At 69.3% G+C, this 20,971-nt stretch carries 25 protein-coding genes; 17 read left to right on the forward strand and 8 right to left on the reverse strand.

What is annotated here, in order from left to right:
- Window position 1 precedes the first annotated feature (1 nt).
- The 3 genes from JOE46_RS23830 to JOE46_RS23840 are packed head-to-tail and all read left to right on the forward strand — an operon-like array spanning window position 2 to window position 3,974.
- Window positions 2-2,014 (forward strand): biotin carboxylase N-terminal domain-containing protein, encoded by a 2,013-nt coding sequence (locus JOE46_RS23830; RefSeq protein WP_097211095.1) that lies wholly within the window; start codon window positions 2-4, stop codon window positions 2,012-2,014.
- A complete protein-coding gene (locus JOE46_RS23835; RefSeq protein ID WP_097210983.1) occupies window positions 2,011-3,171 on the forward strand; it encodes an acyl-CoA dehydrogenase family protein in 1,161 nt (386 codons plus the stop codon). The genes JOE46_RS23830 and JOE46_RS23835 overlap by 4 nt, the downstream gene beginning before the upstream one ends.
- A 2-nt stretch (window positions 3,172-3,173) precedes the next feature.
- The gene (locus JOE46_RS23840; RefSeq protein ID WP_209928675.1) at window positions 3,174-3,974 is read left to right on the forward strand and encodes an enoyl-CoA hydratase family protein; all 801 of its coding nucleotides are present in this window, start codon (window positions 3,174-3,176) and stop codon (window positions 3,972-3,974) included.
- A gap of 93 nt (window positions 3,975-4,067) precedes the next feature.
- On the opposite strand, the gene JOE46_RS26885 is transcribed toward JOE46_RS23840, so the two are convergent.
- Window positions 4,068-4,196 (reverse strand): hypothetical protein, encoded by a 129-nt coding sequence (locus JOE46_RS26885; RefSeq protein WP_257017258.1) that lies wholly within the window; start codon window positions 4,194-4,196, stop codon window positions 4,068-4,070.
- Window positions 4,197-4,348: 152 nt separating this feature from the next.
- Between JOE46_RS26885 and JOE46_RS23845 the strand changes: the two genes are divergently transcribed.
- The 5 genes from JOE46_RS23845 (at window position 4,349) to tuf (ending at window position 9,658) form a co-directional block, all read left to right on the forward strand.
- Window positions 4,349-4,975, forward strand: coding sequence for a TetR/AcrR family transcriptional regulator (locus JOE46_RS23845; RefSeq protein WP_097210985.1), 627 nt, complete (start codon window positions 4,349-4,351; stop codon window positions 4,973-4,975).
- Between the two features lie 300 nt (window positions 4,976-5,275).
- The gene (rpsL, locus tag JOE46_RS23850; RefSeq protein ID WP_027500620.1) at window positions 5,276-5,650 is read left to right on the forward strand and encodes a 30S ribosomal protein S12; all 375 of its coding nucleotides are present in this window, start codon (window positions 5,276-5,278) and stop codon (window positions 5,648-5,650) included.
- A complete protein-coding gene (gene rpsG, locus JOE46_RS23855; protein ID WP_027500619.1) occupies window positions 5,650-6,120 on the forward strand; it encodes a 30S ribosomal protein S7 in 471 nt (156 codons plus the stop codon). The genes rpsL and rpsG overlap by 1 nt, the downstream gene beginning before the upstream one ends.
- 134 nt (window positions 6,121-6,254) lie before the next feature.
- The gene (gene fusA / locus JOE46_RS23860; protein WP_097210986.1) at window positions 6,255-8,357 is read left to right on the forward strand and encodes an elongation factor G; all 2,103 of its coding nucleotides are present in this window, start codon (window positions 6,255-6,257) and stop codon (window positions 8,355-8,357) included.
- 107 nt (window positions 8,358-8,464) lie between these two features.
- The gene (gene tuf / locus JOE46_RS23865; protein ID WP_077040759.1) at window positions 8,465-9,658 is read left to right on the forward strand and encodes an elongation factor Tu; all 1,194 of its coding nucleotides are present in this window, start codon (window positions 8,465-8,467) and stop codon (window positions 9,656-9,658) included.
- Between the two features lie 189 nt (window positions 9,659-9,847).
- Here the strand turns inward: tuf and JOE46_RS23870 are convergent, their stop codons facing one another.
- Genes JOE46_RS23870 through JOE46_RS23890 form a run of 5 tightly spaced genes read right to left on the reverse strand, consistent with a single transcriptional unit; the run spans window position 9,848 to window position 12,368 of the window.
- On the reverse strand, window positions 9,848-10,411 hold the full coding sequence (locus JOE46_RS23870) for a hypothetical protein (protein WP_097210987.1): 564 nt from the start codon (window positions 10,409-10,411) through the stop codon (window positions 9,848-9,850).
- Window positions 10,408-11,400: a DUF6286 domain-containing protein gene (locus JOE46_RS23875; RefSeq protein WP_307861329.1), complete on the reverse strand. Its 993-nt coding sequence runs from the start codon at window positions 11,398-11,400 to the stop codon at window positions 10,408-10,410. The genes JOE46_RS23870 and JOE46_RS23875 overlap by 4 nt, the downstream gene beginning before the upstream one ends.
- Window positions 11,393-11,572 carry a DUF2273 domain-containing protein gene (locus JOE46_RS23880; protein WP_072750969.1) on the reverse strand — a complete coding sequence of 60 codons (180 nt, stop codon included), beginning with the start codon at window positions 11,570-11,572 and terminating at the stop codon, window positions 11,393-11,395. Before JOE46_RS23880 ends, JOE46_RS23875 begins: the two co-directional genes overlap by 8 nt.
- Window positions 11,569-11,847 carry an Asp23/Gls24 family envelope stress response protein gene (locus tag JOE46_RS23885; protein WP_097211096.1) on the reverse strand — a complete coding sequence of 93 codons (279 nt, stop codon included), beginning with the start codon at window positions 11,845-11,847 and terminating at the stop codon, window positions 11,569-11,571. The genes JOE46_RS23880 and JOE46_RS23885 overlap by 4 nt, the downstream gene beginning before the upstream one ends.
- 59 nt (window positions 11,848-11,906) lie before the next feature.
- Complete coding sequence (locus JOE46_RS23890; RefSeq protein ID WP_027500612.1) at window positions 11,907-12,368, reverse strand: Asp23/Gls24 family envelope stress response protein; 462 nt, start codon at window positions 12,366-12,368, stop codon at window positions 11,907-11,909.
- Between the two features lie 99 nt (window positions 12,369-12,467).
- On the opposite strand from JOE46_RS23890, the gene JOE46_RS23895 reads away from it, so the two are divergent.
- From JOE46_RS23895 to JOE46_RS23920, 6 genes are all read left to right on the forward strand, one after another.
- On the forward strand, window positions 12,468-13,013 hold the full coding sequence (locus tag JOE46_RS23895; protein WP_209928677.1) for a mammalian cell entry protein: 546 nt from the start codon (window positions 12,468-12,470) through the stop codon (window positions 13,011-13,013).
- The gene (locus JOE46_RS23900; RefSeq protein ID WP_097210990.1) at window positions 13,010-13,498 is read left to right on the forward strand and encodes a twin-arginine translocation pathway signal; all 489 of its coding nucleotides are present in this window, start codon (window positions 13,010-13,012) and stop codon (window positions 13,496-13,498) included. Before JOE46_RS23895 ends, JOE46_RS23900 begins: the two co-directional genes overlap by 4 nt.
- 55 nt (window positions 13,499-13,553) lie before the next feature.
- A complete protein-coding gene (locus JOE46_RS23905) occupies window positions 13,554-14,255 on the forward strand; it encodes an SDR family NAD(P)-dependent oxidoreductase (protein WP_209928678.1) in 702 nt (233 codons plus the stop codon).
- Window positions 14,256-14,411: 156 nt separating this feature from the next.
- Window positions 14,412-15,611, forward strand: a complete 1,200-nt coding sequence (locus JOE46_RS23910; protein WP_097210992.1) for an NAD(P)/FAD-dependent oxidoreductase — start codon at window positions 14,412-14,414, stop codon at window positions 15,609-15,611.
- A gap of 9 nt (window positions 15,612-15,620) precedes the next feature.
- Window positions 15,621-16,073 carry a Zn-ribbon domain-containing OB-fold protein gene (locus tag JOE46_RS23915; RefSeq protein WP_097210993.1) on the forward strand — a complete coding sequence of 151 codons (453 nt, stop codon included), beginning with the start codon at window positions 15,621-15,623 and terminating at the stop codon, window positions 16,071-16,073.
- Window positions 16,070-17,170 carry a thiolase family protein gene (locus tag JOE46_RS23920; RefSeq protein ID WP_143548408.1) on the forward strand — a complete coding sequence of 367 codons (1,101 nt, stop codon included), beginning with the start codon at window positions 16,070-16,072 and terminating at the stop codon, window positions 17,168-17,170. Before JOE46_RS23915 ends, JOE46_RS23920 begins: the two co-directional genes overlap by 4 nt.
- Before the next feature lie 14 nt (window positions 17,171-17,184).
- On the opposite strand, the gene JOE46_RS23925 is transcribed toward JOE46_RS23920, so the two are convergent.
- The gene (locus tag JOE46_RS23925) at window positions 17,185-18,042 is read right to left on the reverse strand and encodes an alpha/beta fold hydrolase (RefSeq protein WP_097210995.1); all 858 of its coding nucleotides are present in this window, start codon (window positions 18,040-18,042) and stop codon (window positions 17,185-17,187) included.
- Window positions 18,043-18,141: 99 nt separating this feature from the next.
- Here JOE46_RS23925 and JOE46_RS23930 point away from each other — a divergent pair, with 99 nt between their 5' ends.
- The 3 genes from JOE46_RS23930 to JOE46_RS23940 all read left to right on the forward strand — a co-directional run bounded on the left by JOE46_RS23930 (window position 18,142) and on the right by JOE46_RS23940 (window position 20,303).
- On the forward strand, window positions 18,142-18,621 hold the full coding sequence (locus tag JOE46_RS23930) for a MarR family winged helix-turn-helix transcriptional regulator (RefSeq protein ID WP_269588620.1): 480 nt from the start codon (window positions 18,142-18,144) through the stop codon (window positions 18,619-18,621).
- A gap of 33 nt (window positions 18,622-18,654) precedes the next feature.
- Window positions 18,655-19,485, forward strand: a complete 831-nt coding sequence (locus tag JOE46_RS23935; RefSeq protein WP_097210997.1) for an SDR family oxidoreductase — start codon at window positions 18,655-18,657, stop codon at window positions 19,483-19,485.
- A 65-nt stretch (window positions 19,486-19,550) separates the two neighbouring features.
- Window positions 19,551-20,303 carry a glutamate racemase gene (locus JOE46_RS23940; protein WP_097210998.1) on the forward strand — a complete coding sequence of 251 codons (753 nt, stop codon included), beginning with the start codon at window positions 19,551-19,553 and terminating at the stop codon, window positions 20,301-20,303.
- A 9-nt stretch (window positions 20,304-20,312) separates the two neighbouring features.
- Here the strand turns inward: JOE46_RS23940 and JOE46_RS23945 are convergent, their stop codons facing one another.
- Entirely contained in the window at window positions 20,313-20,936 is a 624-nt protein-coding gene (locus JOE46_RS23945; RefSeq protein ID WP_097210999.1) for a TetR/AcrR family transcriptional regulator, read from the reverse strand.
- Between the last annotated feature and the right edge of the window lie 35 nt (window positions 20,937-20,971).

Consider the following 20,971-nt stretch of genomic DNA (forward strand, 5'->3'; position numbering starts at 1 on the left):
GATGACTTCCCCTAACGCTTCGCTCGGACCGGCGATCCAGTCCGTTCTTGTGGCAAACCGCGGCGAGATCGCGCGGCGGGTGTTCGCGACCGCGCGTCGGACCGGCGTCGGCACCGTCGCGGTGTTCTCCGACGCGGACACGGCAAGCCCGCACGTGGCCGAGGCCGACGCCGCCATCCGGCTCCCCGGCAACACCCCGGCCGAGACCTACCTTCGGGCCGACCTCATCATCGACGCGGCGCGTGCCGCGGGCGCCGACGCGATCCACCCCGGTTACGGATTCCTCTCGGAGAATGCGGGATTCGCGCAGGCGGTCGAAGACGCGGGCCTCACCTGGGTCGGTCCGCCGGTCAAGTCCATCGAGTCGATGGGCTCCAAGGTCGAGTCCAAGAAGCTGATGGACGCCGCGGGCGTTCCCGTCCTGGTCGAGCTCGCGCCCGACGAGGTCACCGAGGCACACCTGCCCGTGCTGATCAAGGCGTCGGCCGGTGGCGGCGGCCGCGGCATGCGCGTGGTGCGCGAGTTGTCAGCGCTGGCAGGCGAACTGGAGGCGGCCCGGCGCGAGGCGCAGTCCGCCTTCGGCGATCCGACGGTGTTCTGTGAGCGCTACCTCGAGACCGGCAGGCACATCGAGGTCCAGGTGATGGCCGACAAGCACGGCACGGTGTGGGCGGTGGGCGAGCGCGAGTGCTCCATCCAGCGCAGGCACCAGAAGGTCGTGGAGGAGGCCCCGTCGCCTCTGGTCGAGCGGACCCCCGGCATGCGTGAGCGGCTCTTCGAGGCATCGCGGCTGGCGGCGAACGCCATCGGCTATGAGGGTGCGGGCACCGTCGAGTTCCTGGCGGACGAGCGCGGCGAGTTCTTCTTCCTCGAGATGAACACCCGGCTGCAGGTCGAGCACCCGGTCACCGAGTGCACCACCGGACTCGACCTGGTGGACCTGCAGCTGCAGGTCGCCGCAGGCGTCGCGCTGCCTGCCGAACCCCCGGCGCTGCGCGGACACTCGATCGAGGTCCGTCTCTACGCCGAGGACCCGGCGAAGAACTGGCAGCCGCAGAGCGGGACCGTGCACCGCATCGAGCTCCCCGGCACGGTGGAGGAATTCGCGGTCCTGGACCGGCAGGGCGTGCGACTGGACTCCGGCGTGGTGGCCGGCTCGGTGGTCGGGGTGCACTACGACCCGATGCTCGCCAAGGTCATCTCGTTCGCGCCGACCCGAGGACAGGCCGCGCAGCTGCTCGCCTCGACGCTGGCCCGCACCGCGCTGCACGGCCTGCGGACGAACCGGGATCTGCTGGTGAACATCCTGCGGCACCCGGCCTTCCTGGCCGGGGACACCGACACCGCCTTCTTCGACACCCACGGGCTCGACACCCTGGCGCGGCCGCTGGCCGATCCGGATGCCGAGGCGCTGTCCGCGCTGGCGGCGGCGTTGGCCGATGCCGCGGCGAACCGGGCGGCGGCTCGCGTCGACGGCCAGATCCCGAGCGGATGGCGGAACCTGACGTCGCAGCCGCAGTTCAAGCAGTACACCAGCGCGTCGGGGGAGTACGACATCCGATACCTGCTCGGGCGGGGCGGCCTTCGGGCCGAGGGCTTCGAGCACGTCTCGCTGGTGTCCTCGACCCCGGACGTGGTGGTGCTGGAGGTCGCAGGCCTGCGCCGGACCTTCGACGTCGCCAGGTACGGCGACGAGGTGTTCGTCGACTCGCCGCTCGGACCGGTCGCCCTGACCGCGACCCCACGGTTCGTGGATCCGGCGACGATCGTCGCGGCGGGTTCGCTGCTCGCGCCGATGCCGGGCGCGGTCATCCGCCTCGGCGCCGCGCAGGGCGATTCGGTCACGCTCGGCCAGCCGATCGTCTGGCTCGAGGCGATGAAGATGGAGCACACCATCACCGCCCCCGCGTCGGGTGTGCTCGTGGAGCTCCCGGTTTCGGTCGGCCAGCAGGTCGACGTCGGGTCTGTCCTTGCCATTGTTGAACCTGAAGAGACGGAAGAGGAATCGGCATGAGTTTTATCGAGAGCGACGAGCAGAAGGCACTGCGCGCGGCGGTGTCCAAGCTCGGCGAGCGCTTCAACTACGTCGACTACGTGCTGCCGCGGTCGCGCAGGGGCGAGCCGCTGACCGAGCTGTGGAACGAGGCGGGCAAGCTCGGCTTCCTCGGGGTCAACCTGCCGGAGGAGTACGGCGGCGGGGGAGCGGGCATCTACGAGCTCGCCCTGGTGCAGGAGGAGCTGGCCGCGCACGGCGCGGGGCTGCTGCTCGTCGTGGTCTCGCCCGCGATCTGCGGCACGATCATCGGCAAGTACGGCACCGATGAGCAGAAGCAGCAGTGGCTCCCTGGCCTCGCCGACGGCAGCAAGATCATGGCGTTCGGGATCACCGAGGCCGATGCGGGCTCCAACTCGCACCAGATCTCGACCACCGCCCGCCGCGACGGCGCCGACTGGATCCTGACCGGGAGCAAGATCTTCATCTCGGGTGTGGACCAGGCGGACGCGGTGTTGATCGTGGCGCGGACCGAGGACCACAAGACCGGCAAGCTCAAGCCTGCGCTGTTCATCGTGCCGACCGACACCGAGAACTTCGTCAAGACGCCGATGGAAATGGACATCATCGAGCCGGACCACCAGTTCACGCTGTTCCTCGACGAGGTCCGGGTGCCGGGTGAGGCGTTGGTCGGATCGGAGGACGCCGCACTCATGCAGCTGTTCGCCGGCCTGAACCCGGAGCGGATCCTCGGTGCGTCGATGGCGATCGGCGTGGGCCGGTACGCGATCGACGCCGCGGTGAAGTACGCGAAGGAGCGCACCGTCTGGAAGACCCCGATCGGGGCGCACCAGGGCATCGCGCATCCGCTCGCCCAGGCGAAGATCGAGCTCGAGCTGGCCAAGGTGATGATGCAGAAGGCCGCGTTCCTCTACGACAGCGGCGACGACTTCGGCGCGGCCGAGGCCGCGAACATGGCGAAGTACGCGGCGGCCGAGGCGAGCATCAAGGCGCTCGACCAGGCCATCCAGACGCACGGTGGCGCCGGGTTGAGCAAGGAGTACGGACTGGCCGCCATGCTCGGGGCCGCCCGGATCGCGCGGGTGGCGCCGGTGAGCCGGGAGATGATCCTCAACTTCGTCTCCCAGCACTCGCTCGGGCTGCCGAGGTCGTACTGACCATGACGGTTCCCGAGACGAGCGCGCCGTACGTCCGCTCCGAGGTCGCGGGCGGGTTCGCCACCGTCACCCTGGACTCGCCGCGCAACCGCAACGCGATCTCCTCGCGGTTGGTCGGCGAACTCCGGCAGGCGCTGGCGGACGCGGCGGCCGACGACTCGGTCCGCGCGGTGGTGCTCACCCACACCGGCGGCACCTTCTGCGCCGGCGCGGATCTGTCGGAGGCGGGCGGGGCATCGGATGCCGACCCGGCGGAGCTGGCGGCGGGGCGCACGGCTCAGATGACCGAGCTGCTTCGGGAGTTCCTCGAACTGCCGAAGCCGATCGTCGCCCGCATCGACGGTCACGTCCGGGCAGGCGGCATGGGGCTGGTCGGCGCGTGCGACATCGCGATCGCCGGTCCGTCGAGCACCTTCGCGCTCACCGAGGCGCGGCTGGGGCTGGCGGCGTCGATCATCTCGCTCACGGTGCTGCCCAGGATGACCTCCCGGGCAGCGGGCCGGTATTTCCTGACCGGGGAGAAGTTCGGTCCGGCGGAGGCCGAACGCCTCGGCCTGATCACCATCGCGTCCGAGGACGCCGCGGTGACCGTCGCGGAGGTCTGCGCGGAGCTCGCGCTGGCGTCCCCTCAGGGACTGGCGGAGTCGAAGAGGCTGACCACCGCGCGGATGCTCGCCGACTTCGACCGTTACGGTGAGGAGCTCGCCGCCCAGTCGGCGAGACTGTTCGGATCGCCGGAGGCCGTCGAGGGCATGACCGCCTTCTTCCAGCGCCGCCCGCCTGCCTGGGTACCCAGCGAATAGCAAGGACGTCGAGGAGTACGTGGTGGCCGGATACGACAGGACCCGCGCTCGAGGAGTCGAGCGCGGGTCCTGTCGGGTGTTACGTAAAGGCGATCAGGCCTTCGGGTTGACGAGCCCGTCGACGGAACCGACGAGGGTGCCCAGTCCACCGGTGAGGTCGCCGATCGCGCCGGCGAAGGTGCTGATGGCGTCGAATGCGGAAGCGAATTCTGCAGAACCCATGATGTGCTCCTTGGTTGTGTTCGGTGATTCTCATAGGGGCGCATCAGGTGCACCGGGAACCTTCGTACCGGCAGGTAACGGCTGAGGCAAGGCCTTTGTGGCGAAGATAACGTAAAGATAACGGAAATTTACATGGGGGCGGGAGGTGCCGAATGCGTGAACCGCAGCAGGATCGAAGCCGGCTGACGCGGCAGCGGTTGCTCGAGGCGACCATCGATTGCCTGGCCGACCAGGGCTGGGCCGCGACCACTGTCGGTGTGGTCGCCAAGCGCGCGGGGGTCTCCCGCGGCGCGGCCCAGCACCACTTCCCGACGCGCGAGGACCTGATCACGGCCGCGCTCGAGTTCATGTTCGACAGCCGGATGGAGGCCGCCCGACTGGAGGCCACCGGCCTGCCCGCCGGCCCCGGCCGCACCGAGGCGATCGTCACCCGCCTCGTGGAGTACTACACCGGCACCCTGTTCAAGGCGGCCCTGCAGGTGTGGACCGCCGCCGCCTCGGACCCGGCGCTGCGCGAGCGGGTGCTGCCGCTCGAGGAGAAGTTCGGCCGGGTCGCGCACCGGACGGCCGTCGCCATGCTCGGGGTGGAGGACGGCGACCTCATCGCGCACCGGTGGGTGCAGCTCACGCTCGACCTGGCGCGCGGGCTCGGCCTGGCCGATGTCCTCACCGACGACTCCAAACGGCGGGCCGAGCTGATCAAGCAGTGGGCCGCGGATCTCGATTCGGTCCTGCACCGCAGGCGGTCGGGGGACCAGCAACCGGTGGCCCTGTCGTGACCCGGCGCGGGCCGTTACCACCGATCGACTCGCTTTGACCTGAAGGCGCGCCGCCGGGTATCGTTGTGGGTCGTGCCCGGCCTGCCCGGGTCGATTTGTGTGCCTAGCAAGGTAAGGCCGCGCGCGCGCTCTCCTCAGAGACGAGCATTCGGCTGCCTGTGTGGGGGTATGCGACACGCCCGACCTCGGGGTCGAGGGACGGGTGAGGAGCAGCGTTTTCTTGCTCCAACTGCTAGATCCCTAATTACACAACGACCAGACCTGCCAAGCGCAGATCGGTCGACAGAAGAAAGCCGGTATATGCCAACCATCAACCAGCTGGTCCGAAAGGGGCGTCGCGACAAGGTCGCGAAGCTCAAGACCGCTGCCCTGAAGGGAAGCCCGCAGCGTCGTGGTGTGTGCACCCGCGTGTACACCACCACCCCGAAGAAGCCGAACTCCGCGCTCCGTAAGGTCGCGCGTGTCCGCCTGACCAGCTCGGTCGAGGTCACGGCGTACATCCCCGGTGAGGGCCACAACCTCCAGGAGCACTCGATGGTGCTCGTCCGTGGCGGTCGTGTGAAGGACCTCCCGGGTGTTCGCTACAAGATCATCCGCGGCTCCCTCGACACCCAGGGTGTCAAGGGTCGCAAGCAGGCACGCAGCCGCTACGGCGCCAAGAAGGAGAAGAGCTAATGCCACGTAAGGGCCCCGCTCCCAAGCGCCCGCTGATCAACGACCCCGTTTACGGGTCGCCGCTGGTCACGCAGCTCGTGAACAAGATCCTGCTGGACGGCAAGAAGTCCACCGCCGAGCGCATCGTCTACGAAGCCCTCGAGCAGGCGCGTGAGAAGACCGGCACCGATCCGGTCGTCACCCTCAAGCGCGCGCTGGACAACGTCAAGCCCGCCCTCGAGGTGCGCAGCCGCCGTGTCGGTGGCGCCACCTACCAGGTGCCGGTCGAGGTTCGCCCCGGCCGCTCCACCACGCTGGCCCTGCGCTGGCTGGTGACCTTCTCGCGTGCACGTCGTGAGAAGACCATGGTCGAGCGTCTCGCCAACGAGCTCATGGATGCCAGCAATGGCCTCGGTGCAGCCGTGAAGCGTCGCGAGGACACCCACAAGATGGCTGAAGCCAACAAGGCGTTCGCGCACTACCGCTGGTGATCTGGCGCCGGGGCGGCACTTAATGTGCCGCACCGGCGTTGCCACTATGTGTCGGTTCCTCACGGGCCGGCTGACAACACAAAAAGACGTGGTCCGCGAAGGACCGACACGAGCTACGAGCGGGGAAGAATCCTGTGGCACAGGAAGTGCTGACCGACCTGAACAAGGTCCGCAACATCGGCATCATGGCGCACATCGATGCCGGCAAGACCACCACCACCGAGCGCATCCTGTTCTACACCGGTGTCAACTACAAGATCGGTGAGACGCACGACGGTGCGTCGACGACGGACTGGATGGAGCAGGAGAAGGAACGCGGCATCACGATCACGTCTGCCGCCGTGACCTGCTTCTGGAACAACAACCAGATCAACATCATCGACACCCCGGGCCACGTCGACTTCACGGTCGAGGTCGAGCGCTCGCTGCGCGTGCTCGATGGCGCCGTCGCCGTCTTCGACGGCAAGGAGGGCGTCGAGCCCCAGTCCGAGCAGGTCTGGCGTCAGGCCGCCAAGTACGACGTTCCGCGCATCTGTTTCGTCAACAAGATGGACAAGATGGGCGCGGACTTCTACTTCACGGTCCAGACCATCATCGATCGTCTCGGCGCGAAGCCGCTGGTCATCCAGCTGCCGATCGGTGCCGAGGACGACTTCGACGGTGTCGTCGACCTGGTCGAGATGCGTGCCGTCACCTGGCGCGGCGTGGTGCCGACCGGTGCCGAGCCGACCATCGAGGAGATCCCCGCGGATCTCGTCGAGAAGGCCAACGAGTACCGCACCAAGCTGCTCGAGACGGTCGCCGAGACCGACGACGCGCTCATGGAGAAGTACTTCGGCGGTGAGGAGCTCACGGTCGAGGAGATCAAGGGCGCCATCCGCAAGCTGACGGTCAACTCCGAGATCTACCCGGTTCTCTGTGGCTCCGCGTTCAAGAACAAGGGTGTTCAGCCCATGCTCGATGCGGTCATCGACTACCTGCCGACCCCGCTGGACATCGGCGAGGTCGAGGGTCACGTCCTCAACAAAGAGGACGAGATCATCACGCGTAAGCCGAGCAAGGACGAGCCGTTCTCGGCGCTGGCCTTCAAGATCGCGTCGCACCCGTTCTTCGGCAAGCTGACCTTCGTTCGCGTCTACTCCGGCCGGATCGATCCGGGCGCCCAGGTGCTCAACGCCACCAAGGGCAAGAAGGAGCGCATCGGAAAGCTCTTCCAGATGCACGCCAACAAGGAGAACCCGGTCGACGAGGCCGTGGCCGGCCACATCTACGCGATGATCGGTCTGAAGGACACCACCACCGGTGACACCCTCTGCGATCAGGCCGACCCGATCGTGCTCGAGTCCATGAGCTTCCCGGACCCGGTCATCCAGGTCTCGATCGAGCCCAAGACCAAGTCCGACCAGGAGAAGCTGGGCACCGCGATCCAGAAGCTGGCCGAAGAGGACCCGACCTTCTCCGTCGAGCTCGACGAGGAGACCGGCCAGACCGTCATCGGCGGCATGGGCGAGCTCCACCTCGACATCCTCGTCGACCGCATGCGTCGCGAGTTCAAGGTCGAGGCCAACGTCGGCAAGCCGCAGGTCGCGTACCGCGAGACCATCACCAAGACGGTCGACAAGCACGAGTTCACCCACAAGAAGCAGACCGGTGGTTCGGGTCAGTTCGCCAAGGTGATCATCGCGCTCGAGCCGTACATCGGCGAGGAAGGCGAGCCCTACACCTTCGAGAATAAGGTCTCCGGTGGCCGCGTTCCGCGTGAGTACATCCCCTCCGTCGACCACGGTGCGCGCGACGCCATGCAGTACGGCGTGCTCGCCGGCTACCCGCTGGTGAACCTCAAGCTGACGCTGCTCGACGGTGCGTACCACGACGTCGACTCGTCCGAAATGGCCTTCAAGGTTGCCGGTTCGCAGGCACTGAAGGAAGCCGCCCGCAAGGCCGGTCCGGTCATCCTCGAGCCGCTCATGGCTGTCGAGGTGACCACGCCCGAGGAGTACATGGGCGACGTGATCGGCGACCTCAACTCCCGCCGTGGCCAGATCCAGGCCATGGAGGAACGCAGTGGTGCCCGTGTCGTGAAGGCGCTGGTTCCGCTCTCGGAGATGTTCGGCTACATCGGAGACCTTCGGTCGAAGACCCAGGGTCGGGCGAACTTCTCCATGGTGTTTGATTCCTACGCAGAGGTTCCCGCGAACGTCTCGAAGGAAATCATCGCCAAGGCGACCGGCGAGTAACACCAGCTGGGAGCACGACCGCTGGCGAGTTTCACCAGCTGAGCACGACCAAGTAATAACCAACCGCACTGCTGCATAGCGCAAGCACGAATACAGGAGGCCATCAAGTGGCGAAGGCGAAGTTCGAGCGGACGAAGCCGCACGTCAACATCGGGACCATCGGTCACGTTGACCACGGCAAGACCACGCTGACGGCGGCGATCACCAAGGTCCTGCACGACAAGTTCCCGGACCTGAACGAGGCCTCGGCCTTCGATCAGATCGACAAGGCGCCGGAGGAGAAGGCTCGTGGTATCACGATCAACATCTCCCACGTCGAGTACCAGACGGAGAAGCGCCACTACGCGCACGTCGACGCCCCGGGCCACGCGGACTACATCAAGAACATGATCACGGGTGCGGCGCAGATGGACGGCGCCATCCTCGTGGTCGCGGCCACCGATGGCCCGATGCCGCAGACCCGCGAGCACGTGCTGCTCGCCCGCCAGGTTGGTGTTCCCTACATCCTGGTCGCGCTCAACAAGTCCGACATGGTCGACGACGAGGAAATCCTCGAGCTCGTCGAGATGGAGGTCCGCGAGCTGCTGTCGTCGCAGGAGTTCGACGGCGACAACGCACCCGTCGTGAAGGTCTCGGCGCTCAAGGCGCTCGAGGGCGACGCCAAGTGGGGCGAGAGCGTTCTCGAGCTCATGCAGGCCGTCGACGACTCGATCCCGGACCCCGTCCGTGAGACCGACAAGCCGTTCCTCATGCCCGTCGAGGACGTCTTCACGATCACCGGTCGTGGCACCGTTGTCACCGGTCGTATCGAGCGTGGCGTGGTCAACGTCAACGAAGAGGTCGAGATCGTCGGCATCAAGGAGACGGTCACCAAGACCACCGTCACCGGCATCGAGATGTTCCGCAAGCTGCTCGACTCCGGCCAGGCGGGCGACAACGTCGGTCTGCTGGTTCGTGGCATCAAGCGCGAAGATGTCGAGCGTGGCCAGGTCGTCGTGAAGCCGGGCACCACCACCCCGCACACCGAGTTCGAGGGCAACGCCTACATCCTGTCCAAGGACGAGGGCGGCCGCCACACGCCGTTCTTCAACAACTACCGCCCGCAGTTCTACTTCCGTACCACGGACGTTACGGGCGTCGTGACCCTGCCCGAGGGCACCGAGATGGTCATGCCCGGTGACAACACCGAGATGTCCGTCAAGCTGATCCAGCCGGTCGCCATGGACGAGGGCCTGCGGTTCGCCATCCGTGAGGGTGGCCGCACCGTTGGCGCCGGTCGCGTCACCAAGATCAACAAGTGATTTAGTTCACCTGTTGATCTAGCAGTACCAAAGCCGAATGGCGTTCACTCCCTCGGGAGTGGGCGCCATTCGGCGTTTCCGGGGACCTGAGCCGGGCCAGGACGGAGTTTCCTGCTCGCCCCGGGCGTGCATGTACGGCCCGGCGCTGGCTCGGGGCCGGGGCACCCCCGGGATGGCGAAGAGGGCTGGTCAGCCCGGTAGATCGGCGCGGTCGAGGTGAAGCAGCACCTGCGTGGCGACGGGGGCATCGGGCAGAGCCGCGGCCATGGACCTGGCCAGGGACTCGGCGTCGCGGGTGAACTCGGCGATATCGACCGCGGGGTCGGCGATCACCGTCACCCGCAGGGTCAGCAGACCGCGATCGTCCACGGCGGCGGCCCGCACGGAGCGGACCCCCTCCAGGGTGGACAGCTCCGAGGCCAGCCCGACCGCCATCGGCCCGAGGTCGACCGACAGGTCGGAGTCGCCGAGGACGTCCCCGATCTGCACCGTCGAGGTCCGGCCGCGCCGGAGGTTGATCACCAGCAGCGTGACCCCGGCCACGAGGCTGGCGACGCAGGCGACGCCGAGCAGCGTCGGCCACCAGTCCCTGGTCGGGATCGCCGCGTACTCGGCCCGGTCGAATCGTCGCCAGAACTCCTGGGACACATCGAGGTCCATGTTCCAGGTCAGGGCCAGTGCGCCCGCAGCAACCAGGGCGAGGCCGGCGCCGAGCGCTATCGACCTGTCGATGACCGACGTGCGGCGCCTCACCCTCGCACCTTGCCGATCCGGACGCGCAGCGGACGGGGCGTTGCGAGCGTCGCCAGCCCCGGCTCCACCGCGTCGCGCACGGCCGATTCGAGCGCGGGGGCCGCGACCTCACCGTCGGGGGAGATGCGGACGGTGGTCCGCTTGCCGTCGACGATGGTCTGCACCGACCGGACACTCGCCACCGTGCGTGCCTGCGCGCTGCACATCCTCGCCACATCGGTTGGACGCACCCACACCACCGCAGATCCCGCGTCGCCGAGCGGCAGATGGGTGCGGATCCGCGGCTTGACCGCCACGAAGATCAGCACCAGGCCGGCGAACACGGCCGCGGCCGCGGCAGGCACCATCCACGGCTCCCAGTGCTGGCGTGCGGACCACTCGATCGAATTGCGCAGCCACGCGGCGGGAGCGATGACCTCGTGCGCGATCAGGAACTCGCGTCCGGTCAGCACCGCGAGCACCAGCAGGGCGCAGGCGAAGAGCAGCGCGACCGGGGCCGCCGCGGGCCGGGTGATCGGTGCCCGCGACGGGACCAGGGGTGCAAGGGCGGCGCCGGGCGCCGCGAACTGCTGACTGTCGACCTCGGCCCCCTCCGGTGCCGCGGTTGGCACCGCAGCGGCGACGACGACGTGCAGCTGGTCCATGGGCAGGCCGCTGAGGGCGGCGATACGATCGCCCACCTCGCGGTGCACCTCGCGGGAGAGCAGGGCGATCGGGCACGGCCATGCCACCGCGATGTACAGCGTGACGGCCACCGACTCGGTTCCCATCGACACCTCTGCTCGCGGCAGGTCGCGGCCGGTGAGCCGGGACAGGCCGCCGCGCTGGCGGACCACACCCGGCACCTGGAGGGCAGCCGCCACGGCGATCCGTGAAACCGCGCGATCCTTGATGATCAGCTGGCCCCTGGTGCTGCGCTCCTCGTCCAGGTCGGCTTCCGCGGTGCGTTGCCGGGTCGCTCCGCCCGCCTCGCTCGTGCCGTCAGCCACGGCCCCGGCTCCGCAACAGCGCGCCCAGATCGACGTGCCCGTCACGGTGGGCCCCGATGGCCATACCGAAGCCGCCCAACAGCACGGCGAACACGAAACCGCTGAAACCACCGAGGATTACGGCGATCGCCAGCAGCAGGCCGGCGATCAGACCGACGACTGTGCTGTTCATGGCGCTGTCCTCTCCGTGAGTACGTCTTCGACCGTGACATCGACCGGGACGTCGAGCATCGGGACGAGTGCCGCGCGGACCCGCTCCGCCGTCTCGATGACGTGCGCCGGATAGCGCACGCTGATGTGGATGGCGCAGGAGTCGTCGCCGAGCGCGACACCGAGCACCCGCCGGCCCGGCAGGTACGTCGCGACCTCGCCGAACATCCCGCCGTGCAGCCCCGCGACTCCCGGTACCGCGAGCACCGCGTCCGCGATCAGCTCGGCGGGCTCCACCTCCGGGTCGCTGCTCCGCTCCTGTGCTCCCGGGTCGCTGCGCGGGCTCCGCTCCGGTGTCACTGGACTCTCGGTCTGCCGTCGGTCTCGCCCGGTTGCTCGTTCTCGTCGAACAGGACGACGTCGTAGACGGTGATGTTGACCTCGGTGACCTCCAGTCCGGTCATCCGCTCCACGGCCGCGATCACGTTGCGCCGGATGCCGGCCGCCAGCTCGTGCAGCGCGACGCCGTATTCGGCGACGATGCCGATGTCGATGGCGGCCTGCTTCTCGCCGACCTCGACGGCGACGCCCTGGCCGTGGTTGACGCGGGCGCCCGGGATGCGGTCGCGCAGCGCGCCGACAACGCGGGCGGTGCCGCCGCCGACATCGAACACGCCGCTGATCTCCCGGGTGGCGATACCGGCGATCTTCGCCACGACCGCGTCGGCGATGATCGTGCGCCCCTGCGAGCTCACCAGCTCGGTGGTGGAGGTGCCGTAGTGCACTGGGGCGATGCCCCTGTTCGGATCGGTGGTCACGCACTCAACTCTAGTGAGTGTGGGCGCGCTGCGACGCCCGTGCGCCGATTCACCTAACGTGGAGCAGTCCACCGCACCGTCGACGAAGGAATTGACCCGATGGCAGGAGTTCAGGATGCGGATCCCGCGGGGGCCGCGTCGCCCGCCGTCGCGACCGGATCCCGGCCGCGGGGAGCGCTCGTGGCGGGACCGGCGCTGCTCGCCGTGGTCGCCGTGCTGCTGGCGACCGCGTGCGGAGTCATGGTCTGGCAACACCGTTCGGCATCGGAGCTGCAGTCCGAACGGGAAACCTATCTGCGGGTCGCCAGGGAGGGTGCGCTCAACCTGACAACCATCGACCACAACAATGCCGAGGCCGACGTGCAACGGGTGCTCGACGGCGCGACCGGCGAGTTCTACGACGATTTCGATCGGCGATCGCAGGGTTTCATCACGGTGGTGCGGGACGCCAAGGTGACCACGGTCGGTGAGTCGGCAGCCGCCGGAATCGAGACGGAGGCGGCGGATTCCGCCACGGTTCTTGTGCAGGTAGCGTCGCGGGTCAGCAACGGAACGGGGGCACAGGACCAGCAGCGCGTCCAGCGGCTCCGGGTGACCGTCGATCGGGAACAGTCGAAGATCTCGAGGGTGGAGTACCTGTCGTGAGTGCGCAGCGAAGGCTGATGGTCGGACTGACCGCAGCGGTCCTGGTGCTGGCGGCGCTTGCCGGGTTCCTGTACTTCGCCCAGTACCGGCCGGACCAGCGGGTGGACGATCGGGCAAGGGCCGAGGTCCAGCAGGCTGCGGCGGACGGCGCGAAGGCTCTCCTGACCTACACGCCGGAGACCGTCTTCGCGGACATGGCCGCCGCGCGCGAGTTGCTGACGGGGGAGTTCAGGGACTACCACGACCGGCTCGCGCAGGGGGTGATCGTGCCCGCGGCGACGGACAAGAAGATCACCGCGACCGCCACGGTCACCGGGACCGGACTGACCTCCCTGACCGACGACAGCGCCGAGGTGCTGGTGTTCGTCGAGCAGTCGACGACGTCAGCGGCGGAGCAGGCGCCGGTCGACAGGACCGTCGGTGCCGAGGTGGCGCTGCGGAAGGTGGACGGTCGCTGGCTGATCTCCGAGTTCGACGCGAGGTGATCGGGCCCGCGCGCGAGAGTTCAACCTCGACAACAACTCTGGAAGGAAGCGGATCATGACCGAATCAGGACGGAGCGTGCTCCTGACCGGCGGCACCGGCGGGCTAGGGGTCGCGGTCACCAAGAGGCTGCTCGCGGACGGGTGGCGCGTGGTGGTTCCGTGGATCACGGAGAAGGAACTCGAGCGTCTGGATTCGCACCCGAGGCTCGTCCTCGCGCGCGCCGACCTGTTCGACCCGGCGGGTGTCGCCGAGGTGGCGGCCCTGGCGGGAGGCGACGAACAGGCGCCGTTGCGCGCGGTGGTGAACCTGGTCGGCGGCTTCGCCAGCGGCGCGCGGGTCCACGAGAGCCCGATCGAGGACTTCGAGGCCATGTTGCGGCTGAACCTGCGCCCGCTGTACCTGTGCACCCAGGCCGCGCTGCCGTTCATGATCGACGCCGGTGGCGGGTCGGTGGTCGCGATGTCCACCAAGGCGGTCTTCGCACCCTTCTCGGGTGCGTCGGGCTACGTCACGTCGAAGGCCGCGGTCTTGGCGTTCATCAGCGCACTGGCGGTGGAGTACCGCGACGAGGGCATCCGGGCGAACGCGGTGCTGCCCTCGGTGATCGATACCCCCGGCAACCGGGCGAGCCAGCCAGGGTCGAGCCGCAAGGGCTGGGTCGCACCCGAGGCGATCGCCGAGGTGATCGCGTTCCTGATCGGCGAGTCCTCGGCCGCGATGACCGGCGCCCAGGTCCCGGTTCCCGGGGTCGGCTGAGCGCCTTCGCACCGTTCCCGTCGCCCGTCGCGATCCCGGGGTGTGGCATTCCTCGGCTCCTTAGGGCACGCTATCTAGAACACGTGTCAGTTTGGTATGAAGTGTGCGTGGCCCACCTGGGCGCACAACGATCCATCGGGTGAGAGGTTGAGCGGGATGAGCGTTGGACGGGTCGTCGTCGTCGGTGCCGGGTTGGCCGGTCTGCGGACCGCCGAGGAACTGCGGCGGGCGGGCTTCGACGGCGAACTGACGCTGATCGGCGCGGAACCACACCTGCCCTACGACCGGCCCCCGCTGTCCAAGGAGGTCGTCCGCGGTGAGCGCGACGACGTCACCCTCAAGCCGGCCGAATTCTTCGAGGAGCAGCGCATCGAGCTGCGGCTCGGCGCGGCCGCGACCGGTGTCGACACCGGCGCCCGCACGGTGACCCTCGCCGACGGATCGACCGTCGACTACGACCACCTGGTGGTGGCCACCGGGCTCGTCCCGCGCCGGATCCCCGGACTGGCCGAACTGGGTGGCGTGCACGTGCTGCGTTCGTTCGAGGATGCGATGGCGCTGCGTTCCGAGCTCGCCGCCGATCGGACCGCCCTCATCGTCGGGGCCGGGTTCATCGGGTGCGAACTCGCCGCGAGCATGCGCGCACGCGGCATGAAGGTCATCCTGATCGAGCCGCAGCCCACCCCGCTGGCCTCCGTGCTCGGCGAGCGGATCGGTGGCCTCGTGGCCCGACTGCACCGCGAGGAGGGTGTCGACCTGCGCACCGGCGTCGGCCTCGCCGCCCTGCTCGGCGAGGACAGGGTCACCGGTGCCGTGCTCTCCGACGGCACCGAGGTCGCGGCCGACCTGGTGGTCATCGGCATCGGCTCCGTCCCGGTCACCGAGTTGCTGGACGGCTCGGGCGTGCAGGTCGCCGAGCCGCGCGCGGGCGGCGGCGTGCTCGCCGACGAGTGCGGCCGGACCAGTGACCCGAACGTGTGGGCGGTCGGTGACGTCGCCGCCTGGCGCCATCCCGAGGGCCATCGGCGGGTCGAGCACTGGACCAGCGCGGGCGACCAGGCAAAGGCGCTGGCACTGGCGCTGGTCGGCGCCGACGCGCCCACCGGACCCGGCCAGGTCCCGTACTTCTGGAGCGACCAGTACGACATCAAGATCCAGGCGCTCGGCGAGCCGTCCGCCACGGACACCGTGCACCTGGTCCGCGACGACGGCCGCAAGTTCCTCGCGTACTACGAGCGCGACGGCGTTCTCGTCGCCGTGGTCGGCGGCGGTCTCGCGGGAGCGGTGATGAAGACCAGGGCGAAGATCGCGAGTGGCGTGCCGATCACCGAGGTGATCGAGGCCGCGGGCGTCTAACGTGAATGTATGGTCCATGACCAGCGGGCGCTGCCTGAGCTGACGGATCTGACCGCAGCGCACTGGACGTCGGGCGCGTCCGGACGGTTGTCGGTGCGGCGGTGCGAGCACTGCCTGCGTTGGTCGTTCCCGCCGTCGCGATGCTGCAGGCACTGCTGGTCGGCCGACTTCACCATCGAGCCGGTCACGGGAAAGGGCGTGCTGCTCACCTGGACCGAGGTGAACGACCAAGAGCGGAGCCCGCGGAGCGACCCGGCAGCGCAGCCCTACCTCGTCGCCGTGGTCGAGCTCGAGGAGGGGATCCGGCTGTTGCTGGGCCTGACCGGGACCGAGCCGGGCGCCCTGCGCGTGGACACGCCGATCCGGTTGTATTTCGAGCACCTCGGCGGCGACTTCTGGCTTCCGTTCGCCGAGATCGAGGAGCTGGAGCTGCCGGAGGACCGGCTGGAGGCCGTGTCGTGATCACCAGGGGGGCCGTGGTGAGCGGGATCGGCCGGGTGCCACGCGGACCCGGGTCCGCCGATGTTCGAGTCGCAGCCATGGCCGCCCGCGGCGCGCTGGCAGATGCGGGCCTGACCGGTGGCGCCGTCGACGGGCTCGTCACCTGCGGGCTGCCGGACGTGGTCGATGTCGCGGACGCCCTCGGTCTCGAACTCGCCTGGCGCACAGCGGAATCAAATCGGCTCGGCGTGCTGACCGCGGTCTCGGCCGCGGTGGCGGCGGTGATCTCCGGCCTGGCCACCCACGTGCTGTGTATCGAGGCGTGCGACCCGCCGTCGCCCGCGCGGGTTGCACGGCGTTTCGCCGGCCGGCCGTCGGTGTCCGGGTGGGCACAGTGGCACGCACCATACGGGGCCGGAACGGAACTGGTGACGACGGCGCTCGCGGCGCGCAGTTACATCGAGGCGTTCGGGCTCACCCGGGTCGAGTTGGCCCAGATCGCGCTGACCGCGGGCCGAAACAGCGGGCGGGGCCTCGGGCTTCGGGAGTACCTGGACGCCCCGATGCTGGCCGATCCGCTCTGCGAGTACGACCGCGCGCTCCCCGCGGGAGGGGCGGTCGCCGTGCTGATCAGTCCCGGCGACCTGGCGGAAGATCTGCCCGGCCCCGCGGTCACCGTCGAGGCCGTCGCGGCGGCGCGGAACGTGAGCCCGCTGTGGGAACAGCGTGCCGACCTGACGGGAATGGCGATCCACGATGCCGGCGAAAGGCTCTGGGAGGGCACCGAACTCGTCCCCGAGAATGTGGACGTCGCACTGTTCGAGGACGAGTTCAGTATTCTGGCGCTGATGTGGCTGGAGGCGCTCGGGTTCTGTGGGCCGGGGACGGCGGGCGCGTTCGTCGCCGGGGGACAGCGGATCTCGAGAGCGGGCGCGCTGCCGCTCAACCCACACGGCGGCCAACTGGGGCTGGGACGATCGGCCGCGCTGGAGCTCGTCGCGGAGGCGGCGTCACAGCTGCGGGGCGAGTCGACCGCCCAGCTCGACGGCCCGCCCGAGGTCGCCGTCGTCGGCGTCGGCGGCGCGACCGTCGCCGGCTGCATGCTGCTGGTGCGCTGACGCGAGAAGCGCTGCTAGGAAAGGAAATCCGCGAGGATCGTGGTCAGCTCGCCCGGCTCGTGTCCGGGCAGGCTGTGGTGACTGCTGTCCGGCAGGACCTCGATCCGGACGTCCGGGAGGGCGCCGCGCGCCGCCGCGGCCACCCGGTCGACATCGATCGCCCGCGAATCCTGGGCGAGCGCAACGAGGGTCGGGACGTGCAGCTCGCCGAGCGCGGTCCTCGACGGCCGCTTCGGTAGCACGATCCGCGGCCGCGGGGACCCCGCGGCGCCGAGCGCGTACACGGTCAGCCAGTCCGGGTCGAGCGCCCGCCCGCCCGTCTCCCACTCGATGAAGCGCCGTGCCCGGTTCTCATTGGGGCGCAGCAACATCGGGAGTGCCCGCAGCAGATATCCGGCCCGAAATCCGGAGAAGCAGTCCGACGGGTCGAGTAGTGCGAGCCGGTCCACCCGATCCGGGTGGCCGAGCGTGTAGGCGAGGGCCATCCACGCGCCGTAGGAGTGTCCGATCAGCGTGGCCCGCTGTAGGCCGAGTTCGGCGCGCACTGCATCGAGCCATGTCATCAGGTCCGCGGGGGTGCGTGGCCGGCGGTCGCCGGGCACGCTGCGTCCGACGTCCCCGATCAGGTCCGAGGCGTACACCCGGTGCGTCCGGCCGAGCGCGGTCGCGACCGTGGACCAGGCGGTCGAGGTGGCACCGCCGCCGTGGAGCAGGAGAACCGGCGGCGCCCCGGTCGGTCCGCAGGCGTGGACGCGGGTGAGGCCGAATTCGGAGGTGGTCTCCAGGGCGGTCACCCCGCCCCAGCGGGCGAGAACTGCGTCGTAGGCGGCGTCGAACCGGCCTTTCGTGCGGATCTGCGTGTCGTCGTCCATGGACCGCCCCCTGGTTCTCTCGGCATCAGATAATCTCGATGATAGAGATAATTGTTCATCGAGAGATATGAATCAAGGAGTGATCGTGGGAGCAGGGCAGTGAGCGCGACCGACGACCCCGGCGCGGCACTGCAGCTCGTGCACGAGCTGCGCAGGCTGACCGTCGAACTGGACCGGTTCGGTGCCGCGTTCGCGAGCCGCAACGGCCTGCACGCGACCGACCTCCGCGCGCTCATCGCACTGCTCGATGCCGACCGGGCCGGGATCGCCGCGACGCCGGGCTGGCTGGGCGGGCAGCTGGGTCTTGGCTCGGCGGCGACCACCGCCCTGCTCGACCGGTTGGAACGGGCGGGCCACATCGGCAGGACACCGGACCCCGGCGACCGCCGCCGGGTGCTGCTGCGGGTGCAGGAACAGGCGAAGTACCTGGGCTGGTCGTTCTTCGGACCGCTGATCGGGCGCATGATCGCCTCGATCGGGGAGTTCGACGAGGCCGAGCTGGCCGCGGTGACCCGATTTCTCGGAGTGATGAACGAGGCGGTCGGATCCGCGGCGGGCGGCACCGACGGGAGTCGTTGACATCCGGTCCGTGGCCGGAGAAGGCTCGGGTCCATGGAATCGCTGCGCGGCCGCGTCGCGCTGGTGACCGGGGCGACCGGTGGGCTCGGCCCCGTCATCGCCCGCGCGCTCGCACGTGAGGGCATGGACCTGGTGGTCACCGGCAGGCGGGTGGACGCCCTCGACGCCACGGCGGCGGCCCTGCGGGCGACCGGAGCGCGGGCGGACTCGGTGCCGGCCGACCTCGCGGACCTGGATGCGACCGGGGCCCTGATCGAGCACGTCGAGCGATCCTTCGGCCCGATCGACGTCCTGGTCAACAATGCCGGTGTCGAGAATGTTGCGGCGTTCACCGCGCTCACTCCCGAGGAGCTGACGGCGATGGTCGAGGTCAACCTCTCGGCGCCGATGTTGCTCACCAGGCACGTGCTGCCGGGCATGCTGGCGCGCGGCCGCGGCCATGTCGTGTTCATCAGCTCGATGGCGGGCAAGTACGGGCCGGCGTTCTGTGGGCCGTATGCCGCGACCAAGGCGGCCCTGATCGGGCTCGCCCAGTCGCTACGTGCCGAGTACGGGCAGTCGCCGGTCGGATTCTCCGTGGTGTGTCCGGGATTCATCGGCGGCGACGGCATGTACCAGCGGATGGTCGAGCGCGGTTTCCGGTCCAATCGGGTGATCGGCGAGACCACCACGTCGAAGGTGGCGGACAGGGTGGTGACGGCCATCCGACGCGACCTGCCCGAGGTCATCGAGAGTGGCGCCCCGATCCGCCCGCTGCTGTCGTTTGCCGCGCTGGCCCCCCGTCTAGCGGAGCGGATCGCGGGGAAGGTCGGAGTCAACGCGATGTTCCGACGCCTCAGCGAGGAGCGTGGGAGGACCGGGTAGCGCGGGTCGGCGGGACGGGGGGACGGGGGGACGGCCCGGCCGCGGCGTCGGGATAGATTTGTCGGGTGATTGTTGCGCTCATCGACTCCGGCCTGGGGCTGCTGCCGACGTCGGCCTGGCTGCGGCGTCTCCGCCCCGAACTGGACCTGCTGCTCTCACTCGACCCGGACGGCGCGCACTGGGGGCCCAAGCCCGAGCAGTGGGTGATCGATCGCGTGGTCGGGGCGGCCGAGCACGCCGTGGACCTGGGTGCCGAGGTCGTCGTGCTGCCCTGCAACACCGCCAGCGTGACCGCCCTCGACCATGTCCGGGACCGGCTGGGCGACGCGATCCCGGTGATCGGGACCGTGCCCGCGATCAAGCCGGCGGCCGCGGCCAGTCGCTCGGTCGCGATCTGGGCCACCGCGGCCACCACCGCCAGTCGGTACCAGGCCGACCTGATCGAGCGGTTCGCCAACGGCACCGCCGTGGTCGGGGTGGCGTGTCACGGGCTGGCCGAGGCGATCGACCTTGGCGACACCGACCTGGCGAAGCGGGCGATCGCGGACGCCGTGGCTCGCACCCCGGTCGACTGCGACGGGGTGGTCCTCGGCTGCACGCACTATCCGCTGATGGCCGAGGAGATCGCGGACCAGTTGCCCGCCGGGGTCACCCTCTTCGACAGCGCGGAGGCCGTCGCGGCCCAGACGCTCCGGCGCATCGACGCGCTCGGCCGGGACGCGAGCGGAAGCGGCTCGGTGAAGGTGCTGCTCAGTGGCAGGCCGGGGGAGCTGCCCGCAGGTGCTGCGGCGTTCGAGGCCGGCCGCCTGCTCGGCTGACGCACGTCGCTAGGCCCCGGCGGTGCCGAGCTGTTCGAGGCCCGCGGCCACCACGCGAGCGACGCCGCCCAGGTCCTCGCGGTGCTCGCGGGTGCCGTCGAGATCGCGGAGCCGGTCGATGCTGGCGACGGAGAACATCGCGGCCACCCAGATCGTCGCGCAGGAATCGAGTACCCGCGCGGACACCGCCACCGGCGAGCTCGCGCGCAGGACCTCGACGGTCGCATCGTGCAGGTAGGTGCGGAATCGCCGCAGGTGCGCGCGGACGGCGGGGTGGGTCTCCGCCTCGCGCCAGATGATCACCCGCATCACCGAGGAGTGGTGGTCCCTGAGGTTGAGCGCGGCCTCGAGGTTGACCAGGGTGGACTCCGGTTCGCCGGTGACCACCAGCCCGGCGACGTCGGCCAGCGGTTCCGCGGGCAGTCGCTCGGCTATGAGCGTGGTGAGGATCGCCGACTTGGTCGGGAAATAGTAGAAAACCAGGCCCTTCGGCACGCCCGCCTGCTTCGCGATGGCCGCGGTCGAGGTCGCGTCGAAGCCCGACTCGGCGATCAACTCCTCGGCGGCGTCGAGGATCAGCTCCCTCGCGTCACCATCCACGCTGGCGGTCCGGCGTTGGCGCGGACCTGGCATTCGGTTGCCTCCACACGTGTTTCGTCAGGCGCGAT

Origin of the sequence: Rhodococcus sp. PvR099 (assembly GCF_017833315.1) — a bacterium.
In the GTDB taxonomy this organism is placed as follows: Bacteria; Actinomycetota; Actinomycetes; order Mycobacteriales; family Mycobacteriaceae; genus Rhodococcus_G; species Rhodococcus_G oryzae.